The organism is Kitasatospora sp. NPDC052868, from assembly GCF_044547105.1.
Taxonomy (GTDB): domain Bacteria; phylum Actinomycetota; class Actinomycetes; order Streptomycetales; family Streptomycetaceae; genus Kitasatospora.
The window spans coordinates 262,319-288,858 of the sequence record NZ_JBITZW010000012.1 but is presented as its reverse complement, the minus strand read 5'-3'; the positions used below and the strand labels follow the sequence as shown (position 1 = coordinate 288,858).

General features: G+C 72.4%; 10 protein-coding genes. 4 read left to right on the top strand and 6 right to left on the bottom strand.

Features of this window, described 5'->3' with window-relative positions; genetic code table 11:
- Positions 1-376 precede the first annotated feature (376 nt).
- Together ACIGZJ_RS22275 and ACIGZJ_RS22270 are read left to right on the top strand one after the other, a co-directional pair.
- A complete protein-coding gene (locus ACIGZJ_RS22275) occupies positions 377-652 on the top strand; it encodes a chaplin (RefSeq protein ID WP_396458840.1) in 276 nt (91 codons plus the stop codon).
- A 630-nt stretch (positions 653-1,282) separates the two neighbouring features.
- Complete coding sequence (locus ACIGZJ_RS22270; RefSeq protein WP_396458839.1) at positions 1,283-2,440, top strand: hypothetical protein; 1,158 nt, start codon at positions 1,283-1,285, stop codon at positions 2,438-2,440.
- A 116-nt stretch (positions 2,441-2,556) separates the two neighbouring features.
- On the opposite strand, the gene ACIGZJ_RS22265 is transcribed toward ACIGZJ_RS22270, so the two are convergent.
- On the bottom strand, positions 2,557-3,687 hold the full coding sequence (locus ACIGZJ_RS22265; protein ID WP_396458838.1) for a response regulator: 1,131 nt from the start codon (positions 3,685-3,687) through the stop codon (positions 2,557-2,559).
- A gap of 426 nt (positions 3,688-4,113) precedes the next feature.
- Here ACIGZJ_RS22265 and ACIGZJ_RS22260 point away from each other — a divergent pair, with 426 nt between their 5' ends.
- Positions 4,114-5,925: a glycoside hydrolase family 15 protein gene (locus ACIGZJ_RS22260; RefSeq protein ID WP_396458837.1), complete on the top strand. Its 1,812-nt coding sequence runs from the start codon at positions 4,114-4,116 to the stop codon at positions 5,923-5,925.
- Positions 5,922-6,392 (top strand): HEAT repeat domain-containing protein, encoded by a 471-nt coding sequence (locus ACIGZJ_RS22255; protein ID WP_396458836.1) that lies wholly within the window; start codon positions 5,922-5,924, stop codon positions 6,390-6,392. Before ACIGZJ_RS22260 ends, ACIGZJ_RS22255 begins: the two co-directional genes overlap by 4 nt.
- 74 nt (positions 6,393-6,466) lie before the next feature.
- Here ACIGZJ_RS22255 and ACIGZJ_RS22250 read toward each other — a convergent pair whose 3' ends face one another.
- The 5 genes from ACIGZJ_RS22250 to ACIGZJ_RS22230 form a co-directional block, all read right to left on the bottom strand.
- The gene (locus tag ACIGZJ_RS22250; RefSeq protein ID WP_396458835.1) at positions 6,467-6,883 is read right to left on the bottom strand and encodes an ester cyclase; all 417 of its coding nucleotides are present in this window, start codon (positions 6,881-6,883) and stop codon (positions 6,467-6,469) included.
- Between the two features lie 29 nt (positions 6,884-6,912).
- Positions 6,913-8,022, bottom strand: coding sequence for a phosphopantetheine-binding protein (locus tag ACIGZJ_RS22245; protein WP_396458834.1), 1,110 nt, complete (start codon positions 8,020-8,022; stop codon positions 6,913-6,915).
- Entirely contained in the window at positions 8,019-10,847 is a 2,829-nt protein-coding gene (locus ACIGZJ_RS22240; protein WP_396458833.1) for a type I polyketide synthase, read from the bottom strand. The genes ACIGZJ_RS22245 and ACIGZJ_RS22240 overlap by 4 nt, the downstream gene beginning before the upstream one ends.
- Before the next feature lie 91 nt (positions 10,848-10,938).
- Complete coding sequence (locus ACIGZJ_RS22235; RefSeq protein WP_396458832.1) at positions 10,939-13,215, bottom strand: zinc-binding dehydrogenase; 2,277 nt, start codon at positions 13,213-13,215, stop codon at positions 10,939-10,941.
- A complete protein-coding gene (locus ACIGZJ_RS22230; RefSeq protein ID WP_396458831.1) occupies positions 13,212-26,444 on the bottom strand; it encodes a type I polyketide synthase in 13,233 nt (4,410 codons plus the stop codon). Before ACIGZJ_RS22230 ends, ACIGZJ_RS22235 begins: the two co-directional genes overlap by 4 nt.
- Between the last annotated feature and the right edge of the window lie 96 nt (positions 26,445-26,540).

The following is a 26,540-nucleotide window of genomic DNA, read 5'->3' as shown; positions in this document are numbered from 1 at the left end:
CGCCGGCACCCCACTCCTCCTCACCACCCGCCGCACCCGCCGCCGCCACTAACCACCACCCACCCACCAACACGCTCCGGCCGGCACACACCCCACGTGTGCCGGCCGGAGCCACACCCACCGAATGTGCGCATGCAAGCCGGCCGGCACACACCCCATGCGCCGGCCGGAGCCACACCCACCGAATGTGCGCATGCAAGTTCGTCTACAAAATGACCTATTTCTCCGGCGATGGTGCGGGAATTCTCTTCGGAGCCTATTGGTCAACCCGAGTGAACCTCTCCAGGCGGTCGGAACGATGTCGGCCCTGCCTGGTGGCTTCGGTAGGAAAAGTTTCGCACCATGAGGAAAAGTCACTGTGGGAAAGGAAAATGGAATGCTCAGGAGAACTTCTGTCGTCGCCGCTGTCGTGGGTGGCCTCCTTCTCGCCGGCACGGGTATGGCCAGCGCCGGCTCTGGTGTCCACGGTGGCGGCCAGAGCGGTCACCAGGGCCACGCCGAGAACCTCTGTTCCGCAGGGCATGACAGTGTTTTGGCGGACTGCGGTAACACGTATGTGTACAGCCCTAACATCCTCGGCGGTCTGCTGAACCTCCTTTCCGTGCCGCCGGCCGATGGTGGCGGCGGCAACAACGGCGGCGGCAACAACTAGCGTCACCTGGTCCGCGCGCTCTTCCGGCTTATCGAACCCGGTCGACCTGAAGAGCGCGCAGACCGTCCTGCGGAAAGTCGCCCAAGGGTTGAAGGAAAAGGACCGAAGGCGCGCCGCAGGTCCGGGCGAGGTGTCGGGGACCTTTGGCTGACCAGTGGACCTCGCGGACGGGGGGCCGACGGGGAGGAATGGTGCGACATTTCTTCAATGATTGCCTTCGGCTAGCGATCGGATCCCGTTCGCTGAAGACCCGATGTCTGAAGCCTCGACGATGCATTCATCCAGCGGTCGACCAAGATGAGTTTCTGCATGGCATGGGGGGGCAGCTGATCCCGGACTCGCGCGAGAGTGTCATAGCGGTAAAAGGCTATTTTTGCCCCGAGGCTTCGATGGATCAATGGCCTTCAAGGATCCCGGCAGAGCGGAGACGGGCGGTATGCGGCTCGTGGAGGGCCGGTGAAACGCCCCCGGTCGGGCTAATACTAGGATCGTCGGTCCGTGGGATGTTGGCATTGAAGGGCAACTGGCTCCACCTTCCATCGGAGGCTCACCTTGATGCCGTCTCGTACTCCTGGCCGAGTGTCACGGCGAAAGAAAATCCTGGCAGTGGCTGTCATGGTCTCATCGGCTGTGACCGTGCTCGCTGCCGCACCTGCGGACTCCCGCGGGGTCGATTCCGCTCCGCACCGGCGCGACGGTGCCACGACGCTCGCGGAGAACCGACTTCCGTTCACCACCCGCTTCCAGGGGGAGTTCCAGGGGTCGGTCACCCACATCGGCAACGCCCTGATGACCTGTGACGAAACCAAGCCCCCCGTCGATCCGACCCAGCCGCCGTGCGAGCAGGCCCGCACCGGGGCCGGCAGCAGGCCGATCAACAACAACTACCAGATGCGGTACGTCAACATCGATCCCGGCAGCATCGGCCCGCTCGGTGACGCGATCTACTCCGCCAGCTCCGCGGACCTCGCCCTGCCGCCCGGCGCCACCCTGAAGTTCGCGCGTCTGTACTGGGGCGGTACCCGCGGCATCGACGACGTCATCCTTCCCGAGAGTCAGATCGACGAGATCTACCTGAAGTTCCCCGGCGACGGCCAGTACACCAACATCGCCAACCAGCAGCCCTCGATCGGCTACATCACCACCGACCAGGAGAGCAGCTACCAGGCCTCCGCCGACATCACCGACATGGTCAGGCAGCACGGCACCGTCGGCACCTACACCGCCGCCAACATGGACTCCGTCGTCAAGCCCCACAGTTGGGGCGGCTGGACCATCGTCGTCGCCTACGAGGACCCCTGCGCCCCGTTGCGCCACGTTCACGTGTGGGACGGCTTCCAGCCTGAACTCCCCAACAGCCCGGCCCTGTCGGGCACCCTCTCCGGTATCCAAACGCCGGCGACCGGACCGGTCACCGGGCACCTCGGCTGGGTCGTCTACGACGGCGACCACAAGTGGACCGGCGACACCATGGACATCAAGTCCACCAACGGGCCCCTCATCCGGTTCACCGATGCCAACCACCCGGCCGACGACGCCTTCAACTCCACCGTCGGCGCGCCCGGTTCGCTGGGGACCTTTCCCCGGAACCCGGCTCCGCGCAACAACTTCGGCCACGACACCAACCGTTGGAACATCTCCCAGTACCTGCGCAACGGCGACACCGATGTGACCGTCACGGTCAACACCATCGGTGACGGCTACAACCTCGGCGTGTTCTATGCCGATGTCGACCTCGACGCGGGCCAGAAGGACATGCACCCGTCCAGCCGCTGGTCGGCTGGATGACAGTCCGGCGGGCCCACGTTTCCCCCTGAGGGAGCCCGCCGATGCGGGATGGCACGACCAGGCCCTGGTCCGCGGCAGTTCTCGCGGACCAGGGCCGCTACGTTCGTCCGTCGGTGTCAGGACGGCTGTACGGCGGTCTGGACCCGGTTGCTCGGCGGCTCGGGGTGGTCCGGCTCAGGTGTGGACGAAGGCAGGCCGCCCCAGAGGCCGGTGGGGGAGCGCTTGCCGCGGAGCGGGACATCCCCGATGAAGATCAGGCTCGTGTAGTCCGTGGTCAGCATGGCGTAGGTCTCGTTCGACAGCAGGAGGGAGTACGGGACCTCCTTCGTCAGCTGTTCGAGTCGGGCGGCCGTGTTGGTGGTGTCGCCGACCGCTGCGTACTCGAGGCGGCGTTCCGAGCCCACGGTGCCGGACATGACCTGGCCGCTGTTGATGCCGATTCCGACTCTGAACCCGGGTCCGAGGTCCTCGGCGAGCATCCAGGCGTTGAAGTCGGAGAGCACCTCGGTGGCCATCATCCGGGCGGCGGCCAGGGCGAGGTCGGCGTGGTACTCCTGTTCGATCGGGGCCCCGAAGGCGGCCATGATGCCGTCGCCGAGGTAGGAGACCAACGTGCCGCCGTGGTCGAGTATGACGTCGCTCATGGAGCCGAGGTACCTGTTCAGCGTCCTGATCACGACGTCAGGGGGGTTCTCCTCGGCCCACGAGGTGAACCCGCGCAGATCGGCGAAGAGGATGGTGGCTATGCGCCGTTCGCCGCTGAGGTTGAGGTTCTCGTCGGCCTGCAGGAGCAGCTCGTCGACGATGGAAGCGGGGACGAACCTGGCAAAGGTGTCGCGCATTCGGCCCTGTTCAAGGTCGTGAATTCTCTTCCAGTTGAGGCAGGCATCCAGTCGGGCGCGCAGGAGAACTTTGTTGGCGGGTTTCGGGATGTAGTCGGTCGCGCCCAGATCGATGGCCTTGACGACACTTTCTATGTCATCGTTCGCCGAGATCATGATGACCGGGATATGGCGCGTCCGGGCGTTGCTCTGGACATGTTTCAGCACCCCGAATCCATCCATCTCCGGCATTTCGATGTCGAGCAGTATGACGTCCACATCCTGCTCTTCGAGAACGTCGCAGGCGATGCGGCCGTTGGCCGCCGTGCTGGGGATGTACCCCTCTTTCTCGACCAGCTTGGTGAGAAACATCCTGTTGACCGGGTCGTCGTCTACGACGAGGATTCGTGGCCGGTCCATCTTCATTTCACATGCTCCCTTATGGCTGGCCGTCCGCCCCCTTGTCATGGAGCTCCGTGCGACCCTCGAGGGTCAGGCGTTCAACTCGGTTCGGCTCACTCTCCGTCACGAACTCGGGTCCGTTCTCACACTTCCCATTATTTGCCCTGATTCCTGGCGGCGCCACACCTGAATACTCTTTTTCTCGTCATCGGTGCGGTGAAAGTCCCCTCCTCTGTGTACGGAGCGCGCAGGGGGAGACAGCCGGGGGAGGTGGAGCGGTCGGCCCGGGGTCGTCCGCGGCGCGCGGAAAATCCTTCCGCCACTTTCGGTGATCGAAGGGCCGGCCGAAACCGTCCGCGGCAGCCCCTGTGTCGTGCCCACGGCTGGCAGTCGGGTGTCGGGGGGAGCACAATCAAGATACGTGAAGGCTCTCGGGGCGAAGGACTCGGCATGGGCCACAATCCAATCGAAAACTACGGGGTCATCGGGGACATGCACACCGCGGCCCTGGTCGGCATGGACGGGTCCATTGACTGGTGCTGCCTTCCGAGGTTCGATTCTCCCAGCGTGTTCGCCCGCCTCCTCGACGACGAACAGGGCGGATATTTCAGAATCGCCCCCTTGGAATCGGCCCGGCGCCAGCAGATGTACATGCCCGACACCGCCGTCCTCATCACCAGGTTCATGAGCCCGGGCAGCGTGGCGGAACTCGTGGACTTCATGCCCATCAGGCAGGCGGCGGCCGGTCCGGGATCGCACCAGATCGTCAGGGTGGCGAAGGCGGTGCGCGGGACCGTCACATTCCGGCTTGAGTGCTTCCCCGCCCTCGACTACGCGCGGGAGAAGCACGAGATCATTCATGAGGGGCGCGGCGTGGTTTTCCGGGGGAACGAAATCTCCGTCGCGCTCACGAGTCGCTTCCCGCTGGCGACGGTGGACACCGGGGTCTGCGTGGAATTCACCCTGCGCGAGGGCGAGGAGATCACGTTCCTCCTCTGCCAGGTTGAGAGCCTGACGGATGTGGCCTACGTCGCCGAGGCCAGGCTTACCGGCCAGGAGCTCCTGCAGAAGACCATCGAGTACTGGAAGACCTGGCTCGGCCAGTGCACCTACACGGGCCGCTGGCGGGAGATGGTCCACCGCTCCGCGCTCACCCTGAAGCTGCTGACTCACGATCCCACCGGAGCTATCGTGGCCGCTCCGACGACCAGCATTCCCGAGGAGGTGGGCGGGGAACGGAACTGGGACTACAGGTTCACCTGGATCAGGGACGCCGCGCTCACCCTCACCGCGTTCATGCAACTGGGGTTCACCGAGGAGACCGTCCGCTTCATGGGGTGGTTGGAGGACCGCGCGAGAGAGGTCGAGGAAGGCTGCCCGCTGAGGCTCATGTACCGGATCGACGGCGGTACCGAACTCGACGAGACGGTACTGGAGCATCTCCGGGGCTACCAGGGATCGAGGCCGGTCCGGATAGGCAACGGCGCGGCGGGCCAGCTTCAACTGGACATCTACGGCGAGCTCCTGACGGCGATCGAGATCTTCGATGCGCGGGTCGGCCGCATCTCCTACGACCTGTGGAGCCATCTGCGGAGGATGGCCTACTGGGTGGCGGACAACTGGCGTTCGCCGGACGAAGGCATCTGGGAGATCAGGGGTGCGCGGCGGCACTTCGTCTATTCGAAGCTCCAGTGCTGGGCGGCGCTGGACAGGGCATTACGCATCGCGCACCGCCACGGTCTTCCGTTCGACGGTGAGCATGTGACCCGGGAGCGCGACGCGATCTTCCACGCGATCATGGACGAGGGCTACGATCCCGAGCGCCGGACGTTCGTGCAGTACTTCGGGTCCGGCGCCGTGGACGCGAGTGTGCTGGCCATCCCCATGATCGGATTCCTGTCACCGACGGATCCGCGGATGCTTGGCACCCTGGAATGCATCGCCGAGGACCTCTCGTCCGACAGCCTGGTCTACCGGTACGAGACGGGCAGCGCCGCGCAGGACGGGCTGAGGGGCAGTGAGGGAACCTTCAACATCTGTACGTTCTGGCTCGTCGAGGCCATGGCCTTGGCGGGTCTGGTCGAGCCGGCGAGGCTTCTCTTCGAGAAGATGCTGACGCACGCCAACCATCTCGGACTCTTCGCCGAGGAGACCTCCGCTTCAGGGGAGAGCATCGGCAACTACCCCCAGGCGCTCACTCATCTGAGCCTCATCAGCGCCGCGTGCGCCCTCGACAAGGCCCTGGGTGGAGGTGTCGTATGACGGGCGAGTACTCGTCGGAGGCCGGTGGTTTCCGCTATCTCGGAGAGCGCGCCGACCATTGGATGTCGTTCGCGCGCAGTAGTGACCCGCAGGAACGCCGATTGGGGGTTTATGCGCTGGGGGAGGTCGGTTCGCCCGACGTGGTGCCGCCGTTGGAGGCGGCGCTGCGCGACCCGTTGAGCTTCGTGCGGGTGTGGGCGGCGGCGGCCCTGGGCAGGGCGTGTCCCGATCGGGAACCGGACGTGGTCGCCGCGCTCTCGGCCGAGCGCGGGGACCCCGCGGCCTTCGTGCGCAGTCTCGTGGCCTGGTCCCTCGGCCGGCTGACCTACCAGCACGGAGGTCAGGAGGAGTCCCTGGGGACGCTCCGGGTGATGTCGGGCGACCCGGACCAGAGCGTGCGGGCGGAGGCGGACCGGGCGCTGCACCAGATCCTGCGTAGAACCCGCCGCATGGAGTTCCGCGGTTGACCGGCGGCGCCAACCGGTAGGCGGCCGCCCGGAAGGTCTCGCGACCTTCCGGGCGGCCGTCGGTCGGCATCACCTCAGGCGGGACGCTGTTCGAGCTGGGTGAGCACGGTCAGCAGGTCCCAGTAGTAGACGGCCTCCGACATGAGGCCGTCCGGCGCCAGCCGGGCGACCACCGCCACCGGTACGGAGAACGTCCGGCCGACGCTGTCGGCGTTCCACATGCCCGGAAACTCCTTCACCACGGTGCCGGTCATGGTGAAGACGAAGGCGCCCCGGTCACCGGCGCCGAACGCGTCATCGAGCTCGGCCGTGAGGTTCGCGTGCGTCATCCAGGTCGTGTACAGCTGGCGCATGGCGTCCCGGCCGCGCAGCTCGCAGTCGATTCCGGGTTCCGCGTACCGGACGTCCTCGGTGTAGCACTCGACCGCGGCGTCGACGTCCTTGTTGTTGACGGCCTCCATCAGCTGGTCGAAGACCTTGATCGTGGACATGGGAGCTCCTCGATGAAACGGGTGCGGGTTCAGATCCATTGAGCGGCGACGTCGGCTGCCTCGGACGCGTGCGCGACCATGATCGAGTAGTGGTCGGCCGCGACGTCCGCGCTCTTGGCGCTGTTCGGCCACCGGTTGTCGAGCTGGACGCCCTCGGTGTACGGGAGGGGCTCGGTGGCCCGGATGGCGTAGACGGGGGCGGCGACGGCGGGCAGCGCCCGGCCCCGGAGCATGGCGTAGTGCCAGCCGAACGCGGTGAGTGCCGGGCTCTCCAGTGAGACGATGTCCGGCCACGAGCCCAGCAGGGACTTCGTCCCGCCGTTGAAGACCTCGTCGGACAGGGTCTCAGGAACCGGCGTGTCGATCAGGACGACCGCCTTCGGTCGGACACCGCGTGCCTCGAGCTCCGCGGTGACCAGAAGTGAGGCCCAGCCGCCCGAGCAGTACCCGACCATGGTGAACGGGGCGCCGTCGGCGCAGCGCTCCACGGCGGGGGCCATCGCCCTGGCGAGGGCGGCGGGCGATTCGGGCACGGCGTCGGCCCGGGCGTAGCCCGGGTACCGCAGGGCGTAGAGGTCATGGCTGCCGAGGAAGCGCTTGGCGAAGCGGGCGTAGGTGAAGTTGCCGAGGAAGGGGCCCAGGGAGTCCAGACAGACGATCCTCGTCTCCTCCGTGCCGCGGGAGAGCCGGGCCGGGGGTGGCGGCGGGCCGGCGTCGTCCGCGCCGGTGTAGCGGGGCCGCAACCGGGCGGCGGCGGCGAGGAAGTCGAGTGCCTCCACGGCCCTGCCGGCGTCGACCGTCTGCCGGAAGAGGTCGCCGATGCCGTCGGCCGTCGGCGGCTCGTCGGCGGGGGCGGATGGCTTTCTCTCGGTGAGGGCGGCGCACAGGAAGGCGGCCAGCTCGGCAGCGGTCGGGTTCTCACTGACCACCGCGAGTTCGAGGGAGAGCCCGGTGGTCTGTTCGAGGCTGTTGACCAGCCGCACCGTCATCAGGGAGTCGAATCCCAGCTCCTGGAAGAGCTGGTCGTCGTCGATCTCCTCGATCGGAAGGTCCGTGATGGCGGCGACGTGCGTCTTGACCAGGGGGATCATCAGGTCGAGTCGGGCGGGGGCGGAGGTCGTGGCGGATTCCTGGTTCATGATGTGCCTTCTGCGGGGTCGGGGGCCGGCGGTGTATCTCCGTCCGCTCCACGCGGGGACGGACCGGGCGTCAGCCAGTAGGAGCGACGCTGGAACGGATAGGTCGGCAGGTCGTCCGGCAGGACGGAGCCGGGAGGGAGCGCGGGGGACCAGTCGACGGGAGCGCCGGCCGCCCAGACGGCGGCCAGGGCGAGGAGGAACTCGGTGGGTTCGTCGCCGTCGGGCCGCAGCATGCCGGTGACGGTCACGGAGTCCGCCGCCGACGGTGCGGCGGCGCGCCGCTCCCCGTAGGTCTCGGTGATGGCCGGGACCAGGACCGGTCGGGGACCGATGTCGACGAACCGGCGGTACCCGTCGGCGAGCAGCGAACGGATGCCGTCGCCGAACAGGACCGGTTCGCGCAGGTTCCGGTACCAGTAGGCGCCGTCCATGAGCTGGTGGTCGATCAGGTCCCCGGTGACCGTCGAGTGCAGCGGGACGGTCCCCTTGCCCGGACGCAGCTTCTCGGCGGCGGCGAGGAGCTCGGGTCGGACCTCCTCCATGGCGCGGGTGTGGGCCGCGACGGTGATCGGCAGCCGCTGGGCCGTGATGTGCTCGGCCGCGCAGTGGTCGAGGAGCCGGGCGAGGGCGTCGTCCGGACCGGCGACGACCACCGAGCCGGGGCTGTTGACCGCGGCGACGGACAGCGGGGACCGCCACGCCTCCAGCAGTTGCTCCGTCCGCTCGCGCGGCAGGGCCACCGTCACCATGCCGCCGGATCCGGCCAGCCGCTGGAGAGCCCGGTCGCGCAGGCCGATCAGGGCGGCTGCGTCGTCGAGCGCGAGGGCGCCCGCGACGTGTGCGGCGGAGATCTCCCCTTGGGAGTGCCCGATCACGAGGTCGGGCTCGACGCCGTGGCTGCGCCACAGTGCGGTGAGTGCGACCTGGAACGCGAACAGCAGGGGCTGGGAGACCGTCCGGTCGTCGGGCTCCGGCGGCGCGTCGGCGGCGAACAGCTCGGCCAGGTTCCGGCCGGAGTACGGTCGCAGAGCCTGGTCGCAGGCGTCGAAGGTCTCCCGGAAGACGGCCGAACCGGTGTGGAGCTGCCGGCCGGCGGTCGGTGACTGGGCGCCCTGGCCGGGGAAGACGAAGACCGTTCCGCCGGGCTTGCGGCCGACCGTGCCGGAGACCAGGCGACGGTGCGGGTGGCCGTCCGAGAGGGCGCGCAGGGCGTCGAGGAGGTCCGCGCGGCCGGTGGCGACGACGGCCGCGCGGTGGCGGAACACCGCGCGGGTGGTGGCCAGTTCGGCCGCGGCGTCGGCGGGCCCCAGCTCGGGGTGGTCCTCCAGGTAGGCCGCCAGCCGGGCACCCGCGGCGTTCAGGGCCGGGGCGCTCTTGGCCGAGAGCAGCCAGGGGACGGCGGTCTCGGGGCCGTGCGCAGGGGGCGGCGGGGGCTCCGGTCGAGGAGCCGCCTCGATGACCACATGGGCGTTGGTGCCGCTGATGCCGAAGGAGGAGACGGCGGCCCGTGCGGCCCGTCCGCCGGTGTCGGGCCACGGCCGGGAGCGGGTGACGAGCTCCACGGCCCCGGAGGACCAGTCGACGTAGGAGCTCGGCCGTTCGGCGTGCAGGGTCCTGGGAACGGTGGAGCGCCGCATCGCCAGAACCAGCTTGATGATGGACGCGACTCCGGCGGCGGCCTGGGTGTGGCCGATGTTGGACTTGAGCGAGCCCAGCAGCAAGGGGCGCTGCGGCGGCCGGTCCTGCCCGTAGGTGGCGAGGACGGCCTGGGCCTCGATGGGATCGCCCAGCCTGGTTCCCGTCCCGTGCGCCTCCAGTACGTCCACGTCCGCCGGCGCGAGCGCGGCGTCGGCGAGCGCCCGTCGGATCACCCGCTGCTGGGCCGGGCCGTTGGGTGCGGTGAGGCCGTTGCTCGCACCGTCCTGGTTGACGGCCGAGCCCCGGATCACGGCGAGCACGCGGTGGCCTAGGCGCTCGGCGTCGCCGAGCCGCTCCAGCACCAGCAGACCGGCGCCCTCGGCCATGCCCATTCCGTCGGCGCGGTCGGAGAACGCCTTGCAGCGGCCGTCGGCGGCGAGGCCGCGCTGGCGGGAGAAGCCGATGAAGGGACGCGGCGTCGCCATGACGGTGACGCCGCCGGCGAGGGCCAGCGAGCACTCGCCGGCCCGCAGCGCCTGACGGGCGAGGTGAACGGCGACCAGGGAGGACGAACAGGCGGTGTCGACGGAGAGCGTGGGGCCCTCCAGCCCGAGCAGGTAGGCGATCCGGCCGGAGACGACGCTGACGGCGCTTCCGGTGACGAGGTGGCCCTCCACCCGGCTGTCGTCCCACGAGCCCTCCCCGTAGTCCTGCCAGGACACCCCGGCGAACACGCCGGTGTCGCTGCCGCGCAGCGTCGTGGGGTCGATCCGGGCGTGTTCGAGTGCCTCCCAGGCGATCTCCAGCAGAATCCGCTGTTGCGGGTCCATGGCCAGGGCCTCGCGCGGGGTGATGCCGAAGAACGCGGCGTCGAAGTCCTGCGGGCGGGAGAGGAAGCCGCCGTGAGCGGTGGAGGACGTTCCGGAGTGGTCCGGGTCGGCCGAGTAGAGGCCGTCGAGCGGCCAGCCCCGGTCGTCCGGGAACGGGCCGACGGCGTCGCGGCCCTCGTCGACCAGTCGCCACAGGTCGGCCGGCGAGGCGACTCCACCGGGCAGCCTGCAGCCGAGACCGATGACGGCCGTCGGTTCGTCACGGTGTGCCTCGACGGCGCTCAGTCGGCTGCGGAGCCGTTCGATCTCGGAGACGGCGCGCTTCAAGTAGTTTCGGATCTCCTCGTGCTCCGCCATGGTGCGGTCCTCGTCTGTTCATGAGGGGTGGCTCCAGAGGCCCGGCGAGCGGGCCGGTGGACTTGTGCGTCCGGAACCGGCCGGACCTGCGTCACAGCGGACGGTGTCCGTTCGTCTGGTCGGCCGTTGTTGCCGCCACGGCATCGGCGGCCGCCCCGTCCGGCCGCGCTACGGGGGCGGAGGCCAGGACGGGCGTGTCCGTGTGACGGGCGGTGTCGAAGAGCTGGGCGAGGGCGGCGGGCCGGGCCGGTCCGAGGTCCGGCGGCAGCATGATCAGCGTGGCGGCCAGCCCCAGCGCGTAGCGGTGCCGGACCAGTGCCGCCAGCACGGCTTGGCCCTGGTCGGGATCCTCTACGGCCTCCGGCCGGGCGGTGGCGGCCAGCAGGAAGACCTCCAGCGGAAGGTCCCGGGTGAGCTGGTGCAGCAGCGCGGCGGCCGCGCCCGGCCCGGCGGTGCTGCCGGCCGGCCGCGCGTCGGCAAGGGTGTGGACCACGGCCGTCAGCGGCGCCGACGCCGCGATCGTCTCGACGGTCTGCCGCAGCACCGCGGGGTCGCAGGGGTCGGCGTCCACCAGGTGCACCTCGATCGACCGGGCGGCCAGCTGGGACTGGAGGCGCCCGGCTCCGTGGTCGTCGCTGTTGCGGTGCGCCACGAGCCAGACGTGCCGGGCACCATGGGCGGCTGCGGCGTGCCGGGCCAGCGGCACCGTGTCGCCCAACGGGCCGGCCAGCAGGATGCCTCCCCGGGCGTCGTCGGCCGGGGGGACCCGCAGGACCAGCTTGCCGACGTGCCGGGCGCGGCTCATGTGGTGAAAGGCCGCCGAGGCGTCCTGGACGTCGAAGACGTGGACGGACGGCGGGTGGATCTGCCGCGCCACGAACAGCGTGTGGAGGTCGTGCAGGATCGCCGACAGCCGCTGCGGCTCCGCCGCCTGCCTGAGGTCGAAGGGGAGATAGGCGACACCGGGGTGGTCGCGGGCGATGTCGGCCGGGTCGCGCGGATCGGTCTTCCCCATTTCCACGAACCGTCCGCCCGGGCGCAGCAGGCGCAGGGAGGCGTCGGTGGCCTCGTGGGCCAGGGCGTTGAGGACCACGTCGACGCCGCGGCCCGAGGTCGCGTCCAGGAACTGCTGCTCGAAGTCGGTGGACCGGGAGTCCGCGATGTGGTGGTCGTCCAGGCCGAGGCGCCGCAGTGCCGGGTGCTTGGCTCTGCCGGCCGTGCCGAACACCTCGGCCCCCGTGTGCAGGGCGAGTTGGACGGCGGCGCTGCCGACGCCGCCGGTCGCGCAGTGGATGAGGATGCGGTCCCGTGCGGTCAGCCGGCCGAGGTCGAACAGCCCGTAGGAGGCGGTGGAGAACGCCACCGGGACCGCCGCGGCGTGCGCCGGCGGCCACCCGTCGGGCACCGGGACCAGAAGGTGTTCGTCGGTGACGGCGATCGGGCCGAACGCACCGGTCAGCAGCCCCATCACCCGGTCGCCGGGCCTGACGGTGGCGACGTCCGGACCGGTGTCCAGCACGATGCCGCTGCCCTCGGCGCCCAACGGGCCCGGGTCGCCCGGGTAGAGGCCGAGGGTGTCCAGGACATCGCGGAAGTTGACTCCCGCCGCCTGGACGGCGATCCGGACCTGTCGGCCCGTCAGCGGCTCGTCGACCTCGTCGCAGAGGTCCAGGGCCAGGCATTCCAGGGTGCCCTTGCCGATCAGGCTCAGGCGCCACGGAGGCGGTCCGGGCAGGGCGAGCCGGACGTGTTCGTGGGGCAGCGGAAGCAGCGGGGCCGGGGCGCTGCGCGGCGCCAGGAGCACACCGGCCCGGACGGCCAGCTGGGAGAAGGCCGAGCCGAGCGCGGCGGGAAGGGCGGCCAGTGAGGCGGGGGCGGCGTCGAGGTCGACCAGGGCGAACCGCCCGGGCCGGGCGCCGGCTGCGGCGGCCACGTCCTGTAGCAGCCTGCCGTGCTCGGCCCCTGCCGCGAGGTCCGTGGTGCGGGCCTGGATCGCGCCGCGGGTCACCAGGACCAGACGGGGCCCGGGAGGGTCGGACGGCGAGGCGAGGACCTCCCGGACCAGCTCCAGCGCCTGGTGGGGCGCCCCGTCGGCCGGGACGACCAGGACTCCCGGCGGCGGCCCGGCGGGCGACTGCGCGGGCAGCTGCCGGGCGGCCGGATGAGCGGCGTGCAACTCTTCGGCCAGGGCGGACGGCGCCGACGACGGGGTGAGCACGGCCCAGGTGACCGGGACCCCGGGATCCGGGACGGCCTCCCACCGGGTCTGGTGGAGCGGGACGTCGGCCCGTGCGCGTCCCGTACCGGGGAAGTCCGAGGCACCGGTGCCTGCGAGGAAGTGGGCGCGGGGTGTGGCGGTGTCGGTCATTCCTGGATCCCGTCTATCGCGGCGAACAGGGCGGTGTCCTCGGCGGTGTCGACCCAGTCGGACTCCGGCTCCGGTCGGGGGCCCGCCTCCACCGGCTCGGCGCCGGAGTCGGGCAGGAGGTCCGCCAGGACGCGGACGGCGAGCGAGGCGGGGCTCGGATGGTCGAACACCGCGGTGACCGGCAGCGACGCACCCGTGGCCCGGTTGATCCGGTTACGGAGCTCCACCGCCGTGAGGGAGTCGAAGCCGAGGTCGGCGAACGCCGCGTCGGCATCGATCTCCTCCACCGAGGAGTGGCCGAGGACCTGGACCACCTCGCTCCTGACCAGCGTGGTCAGGACGCTCTCCGCCTCCTCCGGACCCGCCTCGGCGAGCCGGCCGGCCAGTGTGTGCTCGACGGCCTCGGTGGTCTCCTCGGCCTGTGCGGCCTGCTGCCGGGGGCGGACCAGCTCGCGCAGCAGCGGCGGAACGCCGCCGGCCGTGTGCAGGGCCGCGCCGCTCAGCCGCAGCGGCAGCACGACCGCCTCCTCCAGGCGCTGCGCCTCGTCGAGCAGCGCGAGGTTGTGGGCGGCCGGCAGTTCGGCGATCCCCAGGTGTTCGAGCCGGCGTACCGCTGTGGCGTTCAGGTGGCCGGTCATGGCGCTGCGTTCGGCCCACAGTCCCCAGGGCAGTGAGAGCGCGGGGAGGTCCAGGCTGCGGCGGTACTCGGCGAACGCGTCGAGGAAGGAGTTGGCCGCAGCGTAGTGGGCCTGCCCGAGGGTGCCGAAGATCCCGGCGGCCCCGGAGAACAGCACGAAGGCCGCAGGCTCGCGTGCGAGGGTGGCCTGGTGGAGGTTGAGGGTGCCGTCGACCTTGGACCGGAGCACGGTGGTGACCTGGTCCGGGGTCAGGGTGGTGACGGTGCTGTCGGCCAGGACGCCGGCGGCGTGGAAGACGGCGCTCAGCGGGCGATCGCCGAGTTCGGTGGCGAGTGTCTCGTCCAGGGCCGCGCGGTCGGCGGTGTCGCAGGCCGCGATCGTGCACTGCGCGCCGAGCGCCGCGAGTTCGGACCGCAGCTCCTCGGCGCCGGAGGCGGCCGGGCCGCCCCGGCTGAGCAGGAGCAGGCTCCGTACCCCGTGCACGGTGACGAGGTGGCGGGCCAGGAGGCGGCCGATGGTGCCGGTGCCGCCGGAGACGAGGACCGTTCCCTCCGGGTCGTAGGGCAGCGGCGCGGGCGGTGGCACGGCGGCGCGGGTGAGTCTGGGTGCGTACAGCAGGCCCTCGCGCAGGGCGAGTTGGGGTTCGGTCCGGAGGGGGAGGGCGGCCAGGGCCCGCGGGTTCGGCTCCCCCGTGCCGGGGTTCACGATCTCGGCGAGGTCGTCGATGTCGAGCAGGGTGAACTGGTCGGGGTTCTCGTGCTGAGCGGACCGCAGCAGGCCCCAGAGGGCGGCGCCGACCGGGTCGGGAACCTCGCCGGGCAGTGCGGCGACGGCTCGGTGGGTGAGCAGGAGCAGGCGGCCGGCGGCCGGCCGCTCCTCGGCCAGCCAGCTCTGCAGCAGTGTCAGCGTCCGCTGGACGGCGCCGTGCACCGCCGGGGCGAGGTCGTGCGGCGCCGGGTCGCCGGCGGCGGTCAGGTGGTGGAGCACCAGGTCGGTGTCCGGTCCCTCGGTGAGAGCGGCCAAGGCGTGCCGCAGTGACTGTGCGCCGGAGTCGCCCGCGAACGCCCGGGGGCCGGCGGCCAGCCAGGCGCAGCGCGGCGCGGCGGCGGTGTCGGGAGCCACCGGCTTCCACGACAGTCGGTACAGGCCCTCGCCGCCGAGGTGGTGGCGCGGTGTCTGCCCGCCGGCGGAGCGCATCGTGAGCGTGTCGATCGTGGCGACCGGGAGCCCGGCCTGGTCGGTGATGTCGACGGTGACGCTCTGCTCGTCCAGGGGCCGGATCCGGGTACGCAGGGCGGTCGCCCCACCGGCGTGTACGCGGATGCCGCTCCAGTGGAAGGGGAGCTCGACGTTGGCCCTGCGGCGTACCAGCAGGCCCTGGAGCGCCGCGTCGAGGAGTGCGGGGTGCAGGTCGAAGGCGGTGTCCCCGTCGAGCAGGCCCTGGTCGAGGCGGGCGTCGGTGAAGATGTCCTGGCCGCGCCGCCACAGGCCGGTCAGCCCCTGGAACGCCGGACCGTAGCCGTAGCCGCGCAGTCCGACAGCGGAGTGGAACGCGTCGACGTCGAGCTCGACGGCGTGGTCGGGGGGCCAGGCGCCGGGCGCCGCAGCAGTGGGCGGCGGTGCCGCGGGGGCGAGGACACCGCGGGCGTGCAGGGTCCAGGGCTCACCGGTGAGGGCCGTGTGCGGACGCGAGCGGATGGTGACGTTGCGTCGGCCGGAGGGGTCGGCGCCGCTGACGGTGAGGTGCAGCTGGGCGCCGTCCTCCTTGCCGAGCTGCAGCGGTGCGAGCAGGGTCAGTTCGGCCAGCTCCGGGCAGCCGGACTCACGGCCGGCGCACAGCGCGAGGTCGACGAAGGAGGTTCCGGGTAGCAGGGGGACGTCGTCGAGGGCGTGGTCGCGCAGCCACGGGTGGCTCTGCAGGCTCACCTGGCCGGTCAGGACGAAGCCGTCGGTCTCGGGTTCGGGCAGGACGATGTCCAGGACGGGGTGGTCGACGGAGGCGGCGCTCAACGTGGCGGCCAGCTCCTGCCGGGTGCCGCCGTGGAAGGTGTCGACCCAGAAGCGCCGGCGCTGGAAGGCGTAGGTGGGCAGCTCCAGGGGCTCGTCGTGCCCGTCCGGGTTGAGCGCGGCGGTGTCGATGTCCAGGCCCTCCACGAGGGCCTTGGCGACGGCGGCCGTGAAGTGCCGCAGCCCGCCCTGCTCGCGGTGGAGGGTGGGCAGGGCGACGACCGTCCGGTCCTCCGCGTCGGCGCTCTCCAGGACGGCGCCGGACAGCAGGGGGTGGACGCTCGGTTCGACGAAGAAGCGGTAGCCGTCCCGGACCAGGGCCCGGGTGGCCAGGTCGAACCGCACGGGCTCGCGCAGGTTCCGGAACCAGTAGGAGGCGTCCAGGGTGGCCGGGTCGAGGGCCGCGCCCGTCACGGAGGAGTAGAAGTCCAGCTCGCCGGAGGCGGGAGCGACCTGCGCGAGAGCCTCGGTCAGGGCCGTCCGCAACTCGTCGACCTGCGGGGAGTGCGCGGCGTAGCCGACCTGGATTCGCCGGGCTCTGACCTGGTCGACCCCGCACTCCGCCTGGAGGACGTCCAGGTCCTCGGCCGGGCCGGCCACCACCGAGGCCCGGGGGCCGTTCACGGTGGCGACGCAGAGCGCCGGGTAGCGCTCCAGCCTCCGAAGCACCTCGTCGTGCGGGAGCTGGAGGGCCAGCAGGCCGTGTCCGCCCGCCAGTCGCGTCAGCATCCGGCTGCGCAGGGCGACGACGAGGGCGGCGTCCTCCAGGGACAGGGCCCCGGCGAAGCAGGCGGCGGCGATCTCGCCCTGGGAGTGGCCCACCACGGCGCTCGGCCTCGCACCCGCCGCGGACCAGAGTCGGGCGAGGGAGAGCTGGACCGCGAAGAGCGCGGGTTGGACCACGTCGACGCGCTCCAGGGCCTCGGCGGCCCCGGGGAGCAGGACGTCGTCCAGCGACCAGTCGGTGTGCGGGGCCAGCGCCCGGCCGCAGGCGGCGATGCTTTCCGCGAAGACGGGGCTCTCCTCGATCAGCCGGGCCGCCATGCCGGGCCACTGGGAGCCCTGCCCGGCGAAGACGAACACCGCCCTGCCGTCGGCGGCCCTGCCGGTGACCAGGTCCGGGTCGGCACCACCGTCGGCCAGGGCGTCCAGTGCCCGCAGGCAGCCGTCGAGGTCGGGGGCGGTGATGGCCGCCCGGTGCGCGAGCCGCGCCCGGGTGGTGGCCAGGGCGTGGCCGACCGCCGTGGCGGAGGCCGGGGGGGAGGTCCGCAGCCGGGTGTGCAGCTGCCGGGCCTGGGCCTGCAGCGCGGCCTCGGTGTGGGCGCTGAGGAGCCATACGGGCGGTGCCACGACGGGCGGCGTGGGGGGTTCCGGCGGTGCGGCGGGTTCCGGCGCCGGCGGGGCCTGCTCGACGATCACGTGGGCGTTGGTGCCGCTCACTCCGAAGGCGGAGACGGCGGCGCGCCGCGGGCGGCCGTTCGGGGGCCAGGGGACGGCGTCCGTCAGGAGCCGGACGTCCCCGGTGGCCCAGTCGACGTGGGGGGTGGGGGTGGCCGCGTGCAGGGTCCTCGGCATGGTGTCGTGCCGCAGGGCGAGGACGGTCTTGATGAGTCCGGAGACCCCCGCCGCGGCCTGGGTGTGGCCGACGTTGGACTTCAGCGAGCCGAGCCGGACGGGTTGTCCGGCGGGGCGGCCGCGGCCGTAGGTGGCGAGCAGGGCCTCCGCCTCGATCGGGTCGCCGAGGGTGGTGCCGGTGCCGTGGGCTTCGATCAGGTCGATGTCGCCGCCGTCCAGTTCGGCCCGGGCGAGGGCCTGGCGGATCACCTGCTGCTGCGACTCGCCGTTGGGAGCGGTGAGGCCGTTGCTGGCGCCGTCCTGGTTGATGGCGCTGGCCCGGATCACCGCGAGCACGGGATGGCCCTGGCGCCGGGCGTCGGACAGCCGCTCCAGTACGACCATGCCCGCGCCCTCGGCGAACCCGGTGCCGTCCGCCTCGGCCGCGAAGGACCGGCAGCGTCCGTCGGGGGACAGCGCCCGCTGTCGGGAGAACTCGATGAACAGGCCGGGTGATGCGATCACCGTGACGCCGCCGGCCAGCGCGAGGGTGCTGTCGCCCTGGAGCAGCGACTGGCAGGCCAGGTGGACGGCCACGAGTGAGGAGGAGCAGGCGGTGTCCACCGAGACGGCGGGCCCCTGGAGCCCGAGGACGTAGGCGACGCGCCCGGAGATGACGCTGAGCGGCTTGCCCGTGGTGAGGTAGCCCTGCATCTCCTGGGGCGCTTCGTGGGCGCGTGCGCCGTAGTCCTGGTAGACGGCTCCGGCGAAGACACCGGTGCTGCTGCCGCGCAGGGAGCCGGGGTCGATCCCGGCGCGCTCCAGCGCCTCCCAGGACGTTTCGAGCAGCATGCGCTGCTGCGGGTCCATGGACAGCGCCTCGCGGGGGGAGATGCCGAAGAACTCGGCGTCGAAGTCCGCTGCGGCGTCCAGGAAGCCGCCGGCGGTCACGTAGCTCTTGCCGGGTGCCGCCGGATCGGGGTCGTACAGGTCGGTGAGGTCCCAGCCGCGGTCCTCCGGGAAGGACGAGATGGCGTCGGTGCCCGACTCCAGGAGCGTCCAGAGGTCCTGGGGGCTGTCGATGCCGCCCGGCAGACGGCAGGCCATGCCGACGACCGCGATCGGTTCGGCCGCCGGGGCGGCGCCGGGGCGTGTCGGCCGGCCGGCTTGTTCGGCGGCCCGCTCCTCGTCGTCGGCCGGCTGACCTGCGGCGTCGGCGAGGAGGGTGTGGAGGTGGGCGGCCAGGTCGGCCGGGGTCGGATGGCTGAACGCCAGGCCGGTCGGCAGCCGCAGGCCGCTCGCGTGGGCCAGCCGGTTGCGCAGCTGGACCGCGGCCAGGGAGTCCAGGCCGAGCTCCTTGAACGGCCGGTTGGGGGCGACGGCGTCGGGGGCGCGGTGGCCGAGGACGGCGGCGGTCGTGGAACGCACCAGCTCGGCCAGGACCTGGCGTTGCCGTGCGGCGGGCAGCTTCGGGTAGTCGGCGGGCAGGCCGGCGGCGGCGCGCTCGCCGCCCACGGCTTGTTCCTGCCGGGCCCGCTGGACGGCGGGCAGGTCGTCGAGGAACGGGTTGGGCCGGTAGGCGGCGCGGCTGGAGAGGAAGACCGGCCAGTCGAAGCGGGACAGCACGATCCCCGCCTTGGGCCCGGCTGCCAGCGACGGCAGCACGGTGCGGGCCGTGCCCACATCGATCGGGGGCAGCCCGCGCTCTCCCATCCAGTCGCCGGCGTCCGCGCCCAGGCCGCCGCGGAAGTACCCCCAGGCGACCGAGGTCGCCGAAAGGCCCTGGGCGCGGCGCTGTTCGGCGAGCGCGTCGAGGTAGGCGTTGGCCGCACCGTAGGCGCCGTGCCCACCCATGCCGACGGTGCCGAGCACCGAGGAGCAGAGGATGAAGGCGTCGAGGCCGTCATCCGCGGTCAGGTCGTGCAGGTGCCGGGCGCCGAGGGTCTTGGCGGCCAGCACCCGGTCCAGGTGCTCCGGCGTCAGGTTGTCGACCATGGCGGTTTCGAGGGCGCCGGCGGTGTGGACCACAGCCGTCAGCGGCAGCTCCGGCGGAATCGCGGCGAGCACGGAGGCGAGCGCGGCGCGGTCACCGACGTCGCAGGACGTGACGGTGACCCGGGTTCCCGCCGCTTCGAGTTCCGCGACCAGCCGGGTCGCGGCCTCGGTGCCGCCGCCGTGTCGGCTGAGCAGCAGGAGGTGCGGTGCCCCGGCGTCGGCCAGGGCCCGGGCGGCGTGCGCCCCCAGGAAGCCCGTGCCACCGGTGATCAGGACCGTTCCGCGCGGCTTCCAGTCCCGGCCCGCCGGGACGGCGGACTCCCGTAGACGGTGGGCGTAGGTGCCCCGCGCCCGCACCGCGACCTGGTCCTCGACCGCCGGCGGGGCCATCGCGGCACAGGCCCGCTGCAGGCTCTCGGCATCCGGGTCCGCCGGCAGGTCGAGCAGGCCGCCCCAGCGGTCCGGGTACTCCTGGGCGGCGGCCCGGCCGAAGCCCCACAGCGCCGCCTGGCCCGTGTCGACCACCACGTCGTGCTCGTCGACGCGGACGGCGCAGCGGGTGGCACACCAGACGGAAGCGGTCGCGTCCAGGTCGTCCAGCGCCTGCAGCAGCGTCGCCGTGTCGGCGAGCAGGGCGTTCGGCCGCGGTGTACCGTCCGGCGCACCGTCGGGCCGGAGCGCGAGGAAGGACAGGACGCCGTCCGGGCGCCACTCCTCCACCGCGGCGCGCATCAGCTCGGCCACCGCGGTGCGCTCCGCCCCGGTCGGCAGGGCAACCGTGCGGACCTCGGTGCCGGGCGCGCCGAGCGCGCTCGCGAGCGCACTCGGCCAAGGCCCCGCGTCCGTGTCGGGTGTGACCAGCAGCCACCTGCCGCGGGCCGCGGCGGCCGGGGCGGCCAGCGGCGTCCACTCGGCGGCGAAGCACAGGTCACCCAGCCGCGCGCGCTCGCGCCGCGCGCCGCGCCAGGCGGCCAGGGCCGGCACGATCTCGCGGATCGGCTCCTCGTCGGCCAGCCCCAGGACGGCGGCCACGGCGGCGGCGTCCCGGCGTTCGACGGCGTCCCACAGCGGCTGGTCGACCTCGCCCCGGCGGTCGGCCCCCGGGCCGGTGCCCTCGGCGGGGGAGAGCCAGTAGCGGCTGCGCTGGAAGGCGTACGTCGGCAGGGCCACCCGGCGGCCCTCGCCGAAGACCGTCGCCCAGTCCACGGCCAGGCCGTGGCACCAGGCCCGGGCGAGGGCCAGCAGCAGGTCGCCCGGCTCCCCGGCGTCCCGGTGCAGCGAGGGGAGCACGGCGATGTCGGCGGGCGGCTCCGCGCTGTCGGCGGTCTCCTGGATTCCGAGTGCCAGCAGCGGGTGCGGGCTCATCTCGACGAAGGTGTCGTACCCGGCTGCGAGCAGCTCCCTGAGGGTCGGTTCGAAGCGCACGGGACGGCGGAGGTTGGCGTACCAGTAGGCGCCGTCCAGGAGCCGCTGCGGATCGGTGTCGGCGGTGACGGTCGAGTAGAACGGGATGCCGGTCGGCTGCGGTGCGAGGCCAGCCAGGGCGTGGGCCATCGGTTCGCGCAGGGTGTCGATGCCGGCGCAGTGCGAGGCGTAGTTGACGGCGATCCTGGCGGTGCGCACGCCCTCGTCCTCGCAGCGGGCGACCAGGCGCTCCACCTCCTCGCGCGGGCCGGAGACCACGGTGGACGAGGGCCCGTTGAACACCGCCACGCCGAGGCCGGGGAAGCCGTCGTGGAGCAGCGCCTCGACGTCCGGCGCGGGCATCCGCAGCGAGAGCATGGCGCCGTCGGCGGCCAGCGTGCCGACCAGTCGGCTGCGGGTCACGGTGGCCAGCAGCGCGTCCTCCAGGGTGAGGGCGCCGGCCACCCAGGCGGCGGCCAGCTCGCCCTGCGAGTGCCCGACCACGGCGTCGGGTGCGATGCCGTGCGCGCGCCACACCTCGGCGAGTCCGGTCATCACGGCGAACAGCGCGGGCTGCACCACGTCGTCCCGCTCCAGCGAGGGGGCCTGGGCGTCCTGGGACAGGAGCGATCGGAGCGACCAGTCGCAGTGTGCGGACAGGGCGCGGTCGCAGGCCTCGACATGGGCCCGGAAGACCGGGGACGCGGCCAGCAGCCCGCGGGCCATCCCGGGCCACTGGGAGCCCTGGCCGGGGAAGACGAACACCGTCCGGTGGGCGGGGCGGGCCTGCGCCGTCACCGTCGTCCCGGTGCCGTCGTCGTCGGGGGTCGAACGGGCCAGCGTGTCCAGGCCCGCAAGCAGCGCCTCCCGGGAGTCGCCGACCACGGCGGCGCGGTGGTCCAGGGCGCTCCGGGTGGTCGTCAGGGACCGTCCGACGTCCCGGGGATCGTCGGCCGACCCGTTCCGCAGGGCTGTGGCCAGCCGTCCGGCCTGGGCCTTCAGCGCCTCCGGGCTGCCGGCACTCAGCGTCCACGGCACCGTCGGGGCGTCCCACACCGCCGCCGGGCCGTCGTCGGCGCCGTGCTGCTCCCGTGCGCCGGCACCGTCGGGTGCCTCCTCCAGGACGAGGTGGACGTTGGTTCCGCTGATGCCGAAGGACGAGACGCCGGCCCGGCGGGCGGCCGCACCGCGCGGCCAGCCGACGCTTTCGGTGAGCAGGCGCAGGCGGGCGTCCTGCCAGTCGATCCGCGGCGACGGCGCGTCCACGTTCAGGCTGGCGGGCAGTTCCTCGTGCTGGAGCGCGAGCACCATCTTCACCAGGCCCGCGGCTCCGGCGGCCGCCTGGGAGTGCCCGATGTTCGACTTGAGCGAGCCGAGCAGCAGGGGGCGCTGCGGGTCCCGGTCCGTCCCGTAGACCCGTCCCAGGGCCTGGGCCTCGATCGGGTCGCCGAGCGTCGTGCCGGTGCCGTGCGCCTCGACCACGTCGACGGAGGCGGCGCTCACACCCGCGTCCGCGAGGGCGCGCCGGACGACGCGCTCCTGCGCCGGACCGTTCGGGGCGCTGAGGCCGCTGCTCGCGCCGTCCTGGTTGACGGCGCTTCCCCGGATCAGGGCCAGCACCGGGTGGCCGTGGCGCCGTGCGGCCGACAGGCGTTCCAGCAGGACCAGGGCGGCGCCCTCGCTCCATGCCGTCCCGTCGGCGGCCGCGGCGAACGGCTTGCAGCGTCCGTCGGGTGCCAGGCCGCGCTGACGGGAGAACTCCACCCACATGCCGGGGGAGGACAGCACGGCGACGCCGCCCGCCAGGGCCAGTTCGCACTCGCCCGCGTGCAGGGACCGGCAGGCGAGGTGCACGGCCGCGAGCGACGAGGAGCAGGCGGTGTCGACGGTCAGTGCGGGGCCGGTCAGGCCGAAGGTGTAGGCCAGCCGGCCCGACGCCACGCTCGTGGTGGTGCCGGTCAGCGCGTAGCCCGCCGCCTCGCCGGCGGCGTCGTGCATCCGGGGGCCGTACTCCTGGGCCGTCGCGCCGACGAACACGCCCGTGGGGCTGCCCCGCAGGGTCTCGACGGGGATGCCGGCGCGCTCCCAGGTCTCCCACGCGGTCTCCAGCAGCAGTCGTTGCTGAGGGTCCATCGCACTCGCCTCGCGCGGGGAGATGCCGAACAGTCCGGCGTCGAACTGGGCGGCGTCGTGGAGGAAGCAGCCCCGGCGCACGTAGGTCGTGCCGGCGGCGTCCGGATCCGCGGCGAACAGCGTGTCGATGTCCCAGCCGCGGTCGCGGGGGAAGTCGGAGACGGCGTCCCGGCCGGCTCGCAGCAGGGACCAGAGCTCGTCCGGTGAGGTGATTGCGCCGGGCAGCCGGCAGCCCAGGGCGATGATCGCCACCGGATCGTCGAGCCGGTCGGGGGGTGCGGACGGTTCGGACTGCCCGGTGTCGTGGAGAGCGGCCGGGTGGGTGCCGCGGGGTGCGGACGGGCGGGAGAGCAGCCTGGTCACCTCTTCCGCCGCCGCCAGCGGAGTGGGGTGGTCGTACGTCAGGGTGTCCGGCAGGGAAAGCCCCAGGGCCGCGCCGACCGCCGCGGAGAGCTGGACGGCGGTGAGCGAGTTCACGCCGAGGTCCTCGAAGGACCGGCGCGGGTCGATCCGGTCGCCCGATCGGTGGCCGAGCAGCGTCGCGGCGTGGCTGAGCAGCAGTGCCAGGACGTCCCGCTCGGTGACGGGGGCCGCGGATCGCGGAGCGGACTCGGCGGCAGCCTCCGTCCTGCCGGGACCGCCCTGCGCGGCGGTCGGCGGATGCGCGGCGACCGACGGATGCGCGGCGGTCGGCGGACGGTCGGCGGAAGCGGCCGGTGGCTCGGCGGAGCCCGCCGCGTCGGGCGGCGTCAGCCAGTGGGTCTGGCGTTGGAAGGCGTAGGTGGGCAGCGCTGTGCGCCGCGCGGGCAGGTGGCCGAAGACCTTCTGCCAGTCCACGGCGAGTCCGTGCAGGTACAGCTCGGCCAGTGCGCCCGATATCGCGGCCGGCTCGGTGACCGTGTCACTGAGCAGGGCGACGGTGTCCTGGTGGGGCTCGTCCTGCGCGGGCAGGCAGCGGTTCGTCATCGAGGCCAGCGTCGCGTCCGGCCCGAGTTCCACGAAGTGACCGGTCCCGCCCGCCGCGAGGGTGCGTACCGCGTCGAGGAAGCGTACGGTGCCGCGTAGTTGGTCGACCCAGTAGCGGGCCGTGCGCAGCTCCTCCGGGCGGGCCCACGTCCCGCGCAGCGTGGAGGCGATGGGCACCTCGGCGGGCCGGTACGCGACGGCGTTCGCGACCTCGGCGAAGTCCGCGAGCACGGCGTCCACCTGAGGGGAGTGGAATCCCCTGGCCACCCGGAGGATCCGGGTGCGGGCTCCGCGGTGTTTGAACTCCGCGGCCACGGCCTGGACGGCGTCCGGTTCGCCGGACACCACCACGGCCCGCGGGCCGTTCACCGCGGCGAGTGAGACCCGGGTGCCGTGCTCCGCCAGTAGCGCGGCGACCTCTTCCTCGGTTCCCTCGACGGCGGCCATCGCCCCGGCGGGAAGGCTGCTCATCAGCTGCCCGCGCCGCGCCACGAGTAACGCGGCGTCCGGCAGCGAGAACACGCCTGCCACCTGAGCGGCGGCGAGTTCGCCCACGGAGTGGCCCGCCAGGGCGTCGGGGCGGACGCCCCAGGCCGTCAGCAGCCGGTAGAGCGCGATCTCCAGGGCGAACAGCGCGGGCTGGGTGTAGGCCGTGTCGTCCAACAGCGCGGCGCTTTCGGTACCTGCGTCGGCGAACACCACGGATGCCAGCGGACGAGGGAGGTGGGGGCGCAGTGCCTCGGCCACCTCGTCGAAAGCCTCGGCGAACGCGGGTTGGCACCGGTAGAGCTCCCGGCCCATCCCGGGCCGCTGGGTGCCCTGACCGGCGAAGAGGAAGGCGGTGCCCGAGCGGCCGCACAGCCGCCCCTGGTGGACACCGGGAGCGGGGGCTCCCGCTGCGAGCCGCGCGAGCCCCTCGCACAGTTCGGCCCGGTCCCGAGCGACGACGCCCGCCCGCCATTCGAAGGCCGTTCGCGTGGTTGCGAGGGAGTACGCGAGATCGAGAACCTCCGGCAGCTCACCGGACGCTCTCCCGGAGCGGACGGTGGTGTCCTCCGACCGGGCCGTGGTGTCGTCCGACCGGACGGTGGCGTCCTCCGACCGGGCCGTGGTGTCGTCCGCCGCCGCGGACGAGGGCTCCTCCGCCATCCGCGCCGCAGGGGTGACCAGGCCGAGCAGCGTGCGGGCCTGTGCCTGCAGTGCCTCGCGGCTGCGTCCCGAGATCACATGGACGTGCTCGTCGTGGATCCAGTCCGCGCGGGGTTTCGCATCGGCGGAGGGGGGAGCCTCAGCGAGCACGACGTGGCAGTTGGTGCCGCCGAGGCCGAAGGAGTCGACCGCCGCGACCATCGGTGCGTCGTGCCGCGACCAGTCCTCGAACTCCCTCGGTATCCGCAGGTTCAGGTCGTCCAACCGGATGCCTTGCGCGGGCGCCCGGTAGTTCGGCTGGGGGACCACGGCGTGGTGCCACACGGAGAGTGCCGCCTTGATGAACCCCGCGATCCCGGCGGCGGCCTCCAGGTGTCCGATGGCCGCCTTGACCGAGCCGACCACCACGGCGTCGCCGTTGTCGTGGGCCGCGCCCAGCGTGCCGCCGACGGCTGCGGCCTCCACCGAGTCGCCGGCCGGTGTGCCGGTGGCGTGGAGCTCCACGTACCGCACCGCTCCCAGGGTGCCCGCGCGGTCGTTGACCCTGAGGAGCAGCTCCTTCTGCGCGACGACGCTGGGGTGCGTCAGACCCGGACCGCCGCCGTCGTTGTTCACCCCGGTGCCCTGGACGACGCAGTAGATCCGGTCTCCGTCGGCGAGTGCGGACGACAGCGGTTTGAGCAGGACGACTCCGACGCCCTCGCCGGGGACGAAGCCGTTGGCGGCCTCGTCCAAGGGTCGGCAGCGGCCGTCGGGGGAGAGGGCGCCGAACAGTCCGGCTCCCGCGGCCCCGTCCTGGTCCAGCAGCAGATTGACACCACCGGCCAGCGCCGCGTCCGTCTCCCCGCGCAGGATGGATTCGCAGGCGAGGTGGAGCGCGACCAGGGAGGAGGACTGACCCGTGTCGACGGTCATGCTGGGACCACCGAACCGCAGGGTGTACGACACCCGGTTGGCGATCATGCTGCGTTGCAGTCCGGTGAAGGTGTGGAGGTCGAAGCCGGCCGGCCCCTGGCGTCGCGTCACCACCGCGTAGTCGTCCCGCATTGCACCGAGAAAGACACCGGTGCCGTGACCGGCCAGGTCGGCCGGCCGGACACCGGCGTCCTCGATGCTCTCCCAGGCCGCCTCCAGGGCGAGTCGCTGCTGAGGGTCGAGTGCGGCCGCCTCCTTCGGGGAGATTCCGAAGAAGTCGGCATCGAACTTCTCCGGGTCCGCGATGAACCCGCCGGCGGCCGGGCGGGAACGGATACCGGGCAAGGGGTCGGCGGGCGGCGGGGAGATCACACTGGCGCCGCTCGTCAGAAGTGACCAGTAGGAGCGGAGATCGGGCGCAGAAGGGAATCGGCATCCCATTCCGACGACTGCAATGCTCTCGTCCACGGACTCTTCATCCTCTCAGTTCCGTCCCGGTGGAACGGCCGGATGATTCGATGCGGAAAACGGCCGGGATGGTGCGCTGTGGAAACGGCCGGATGG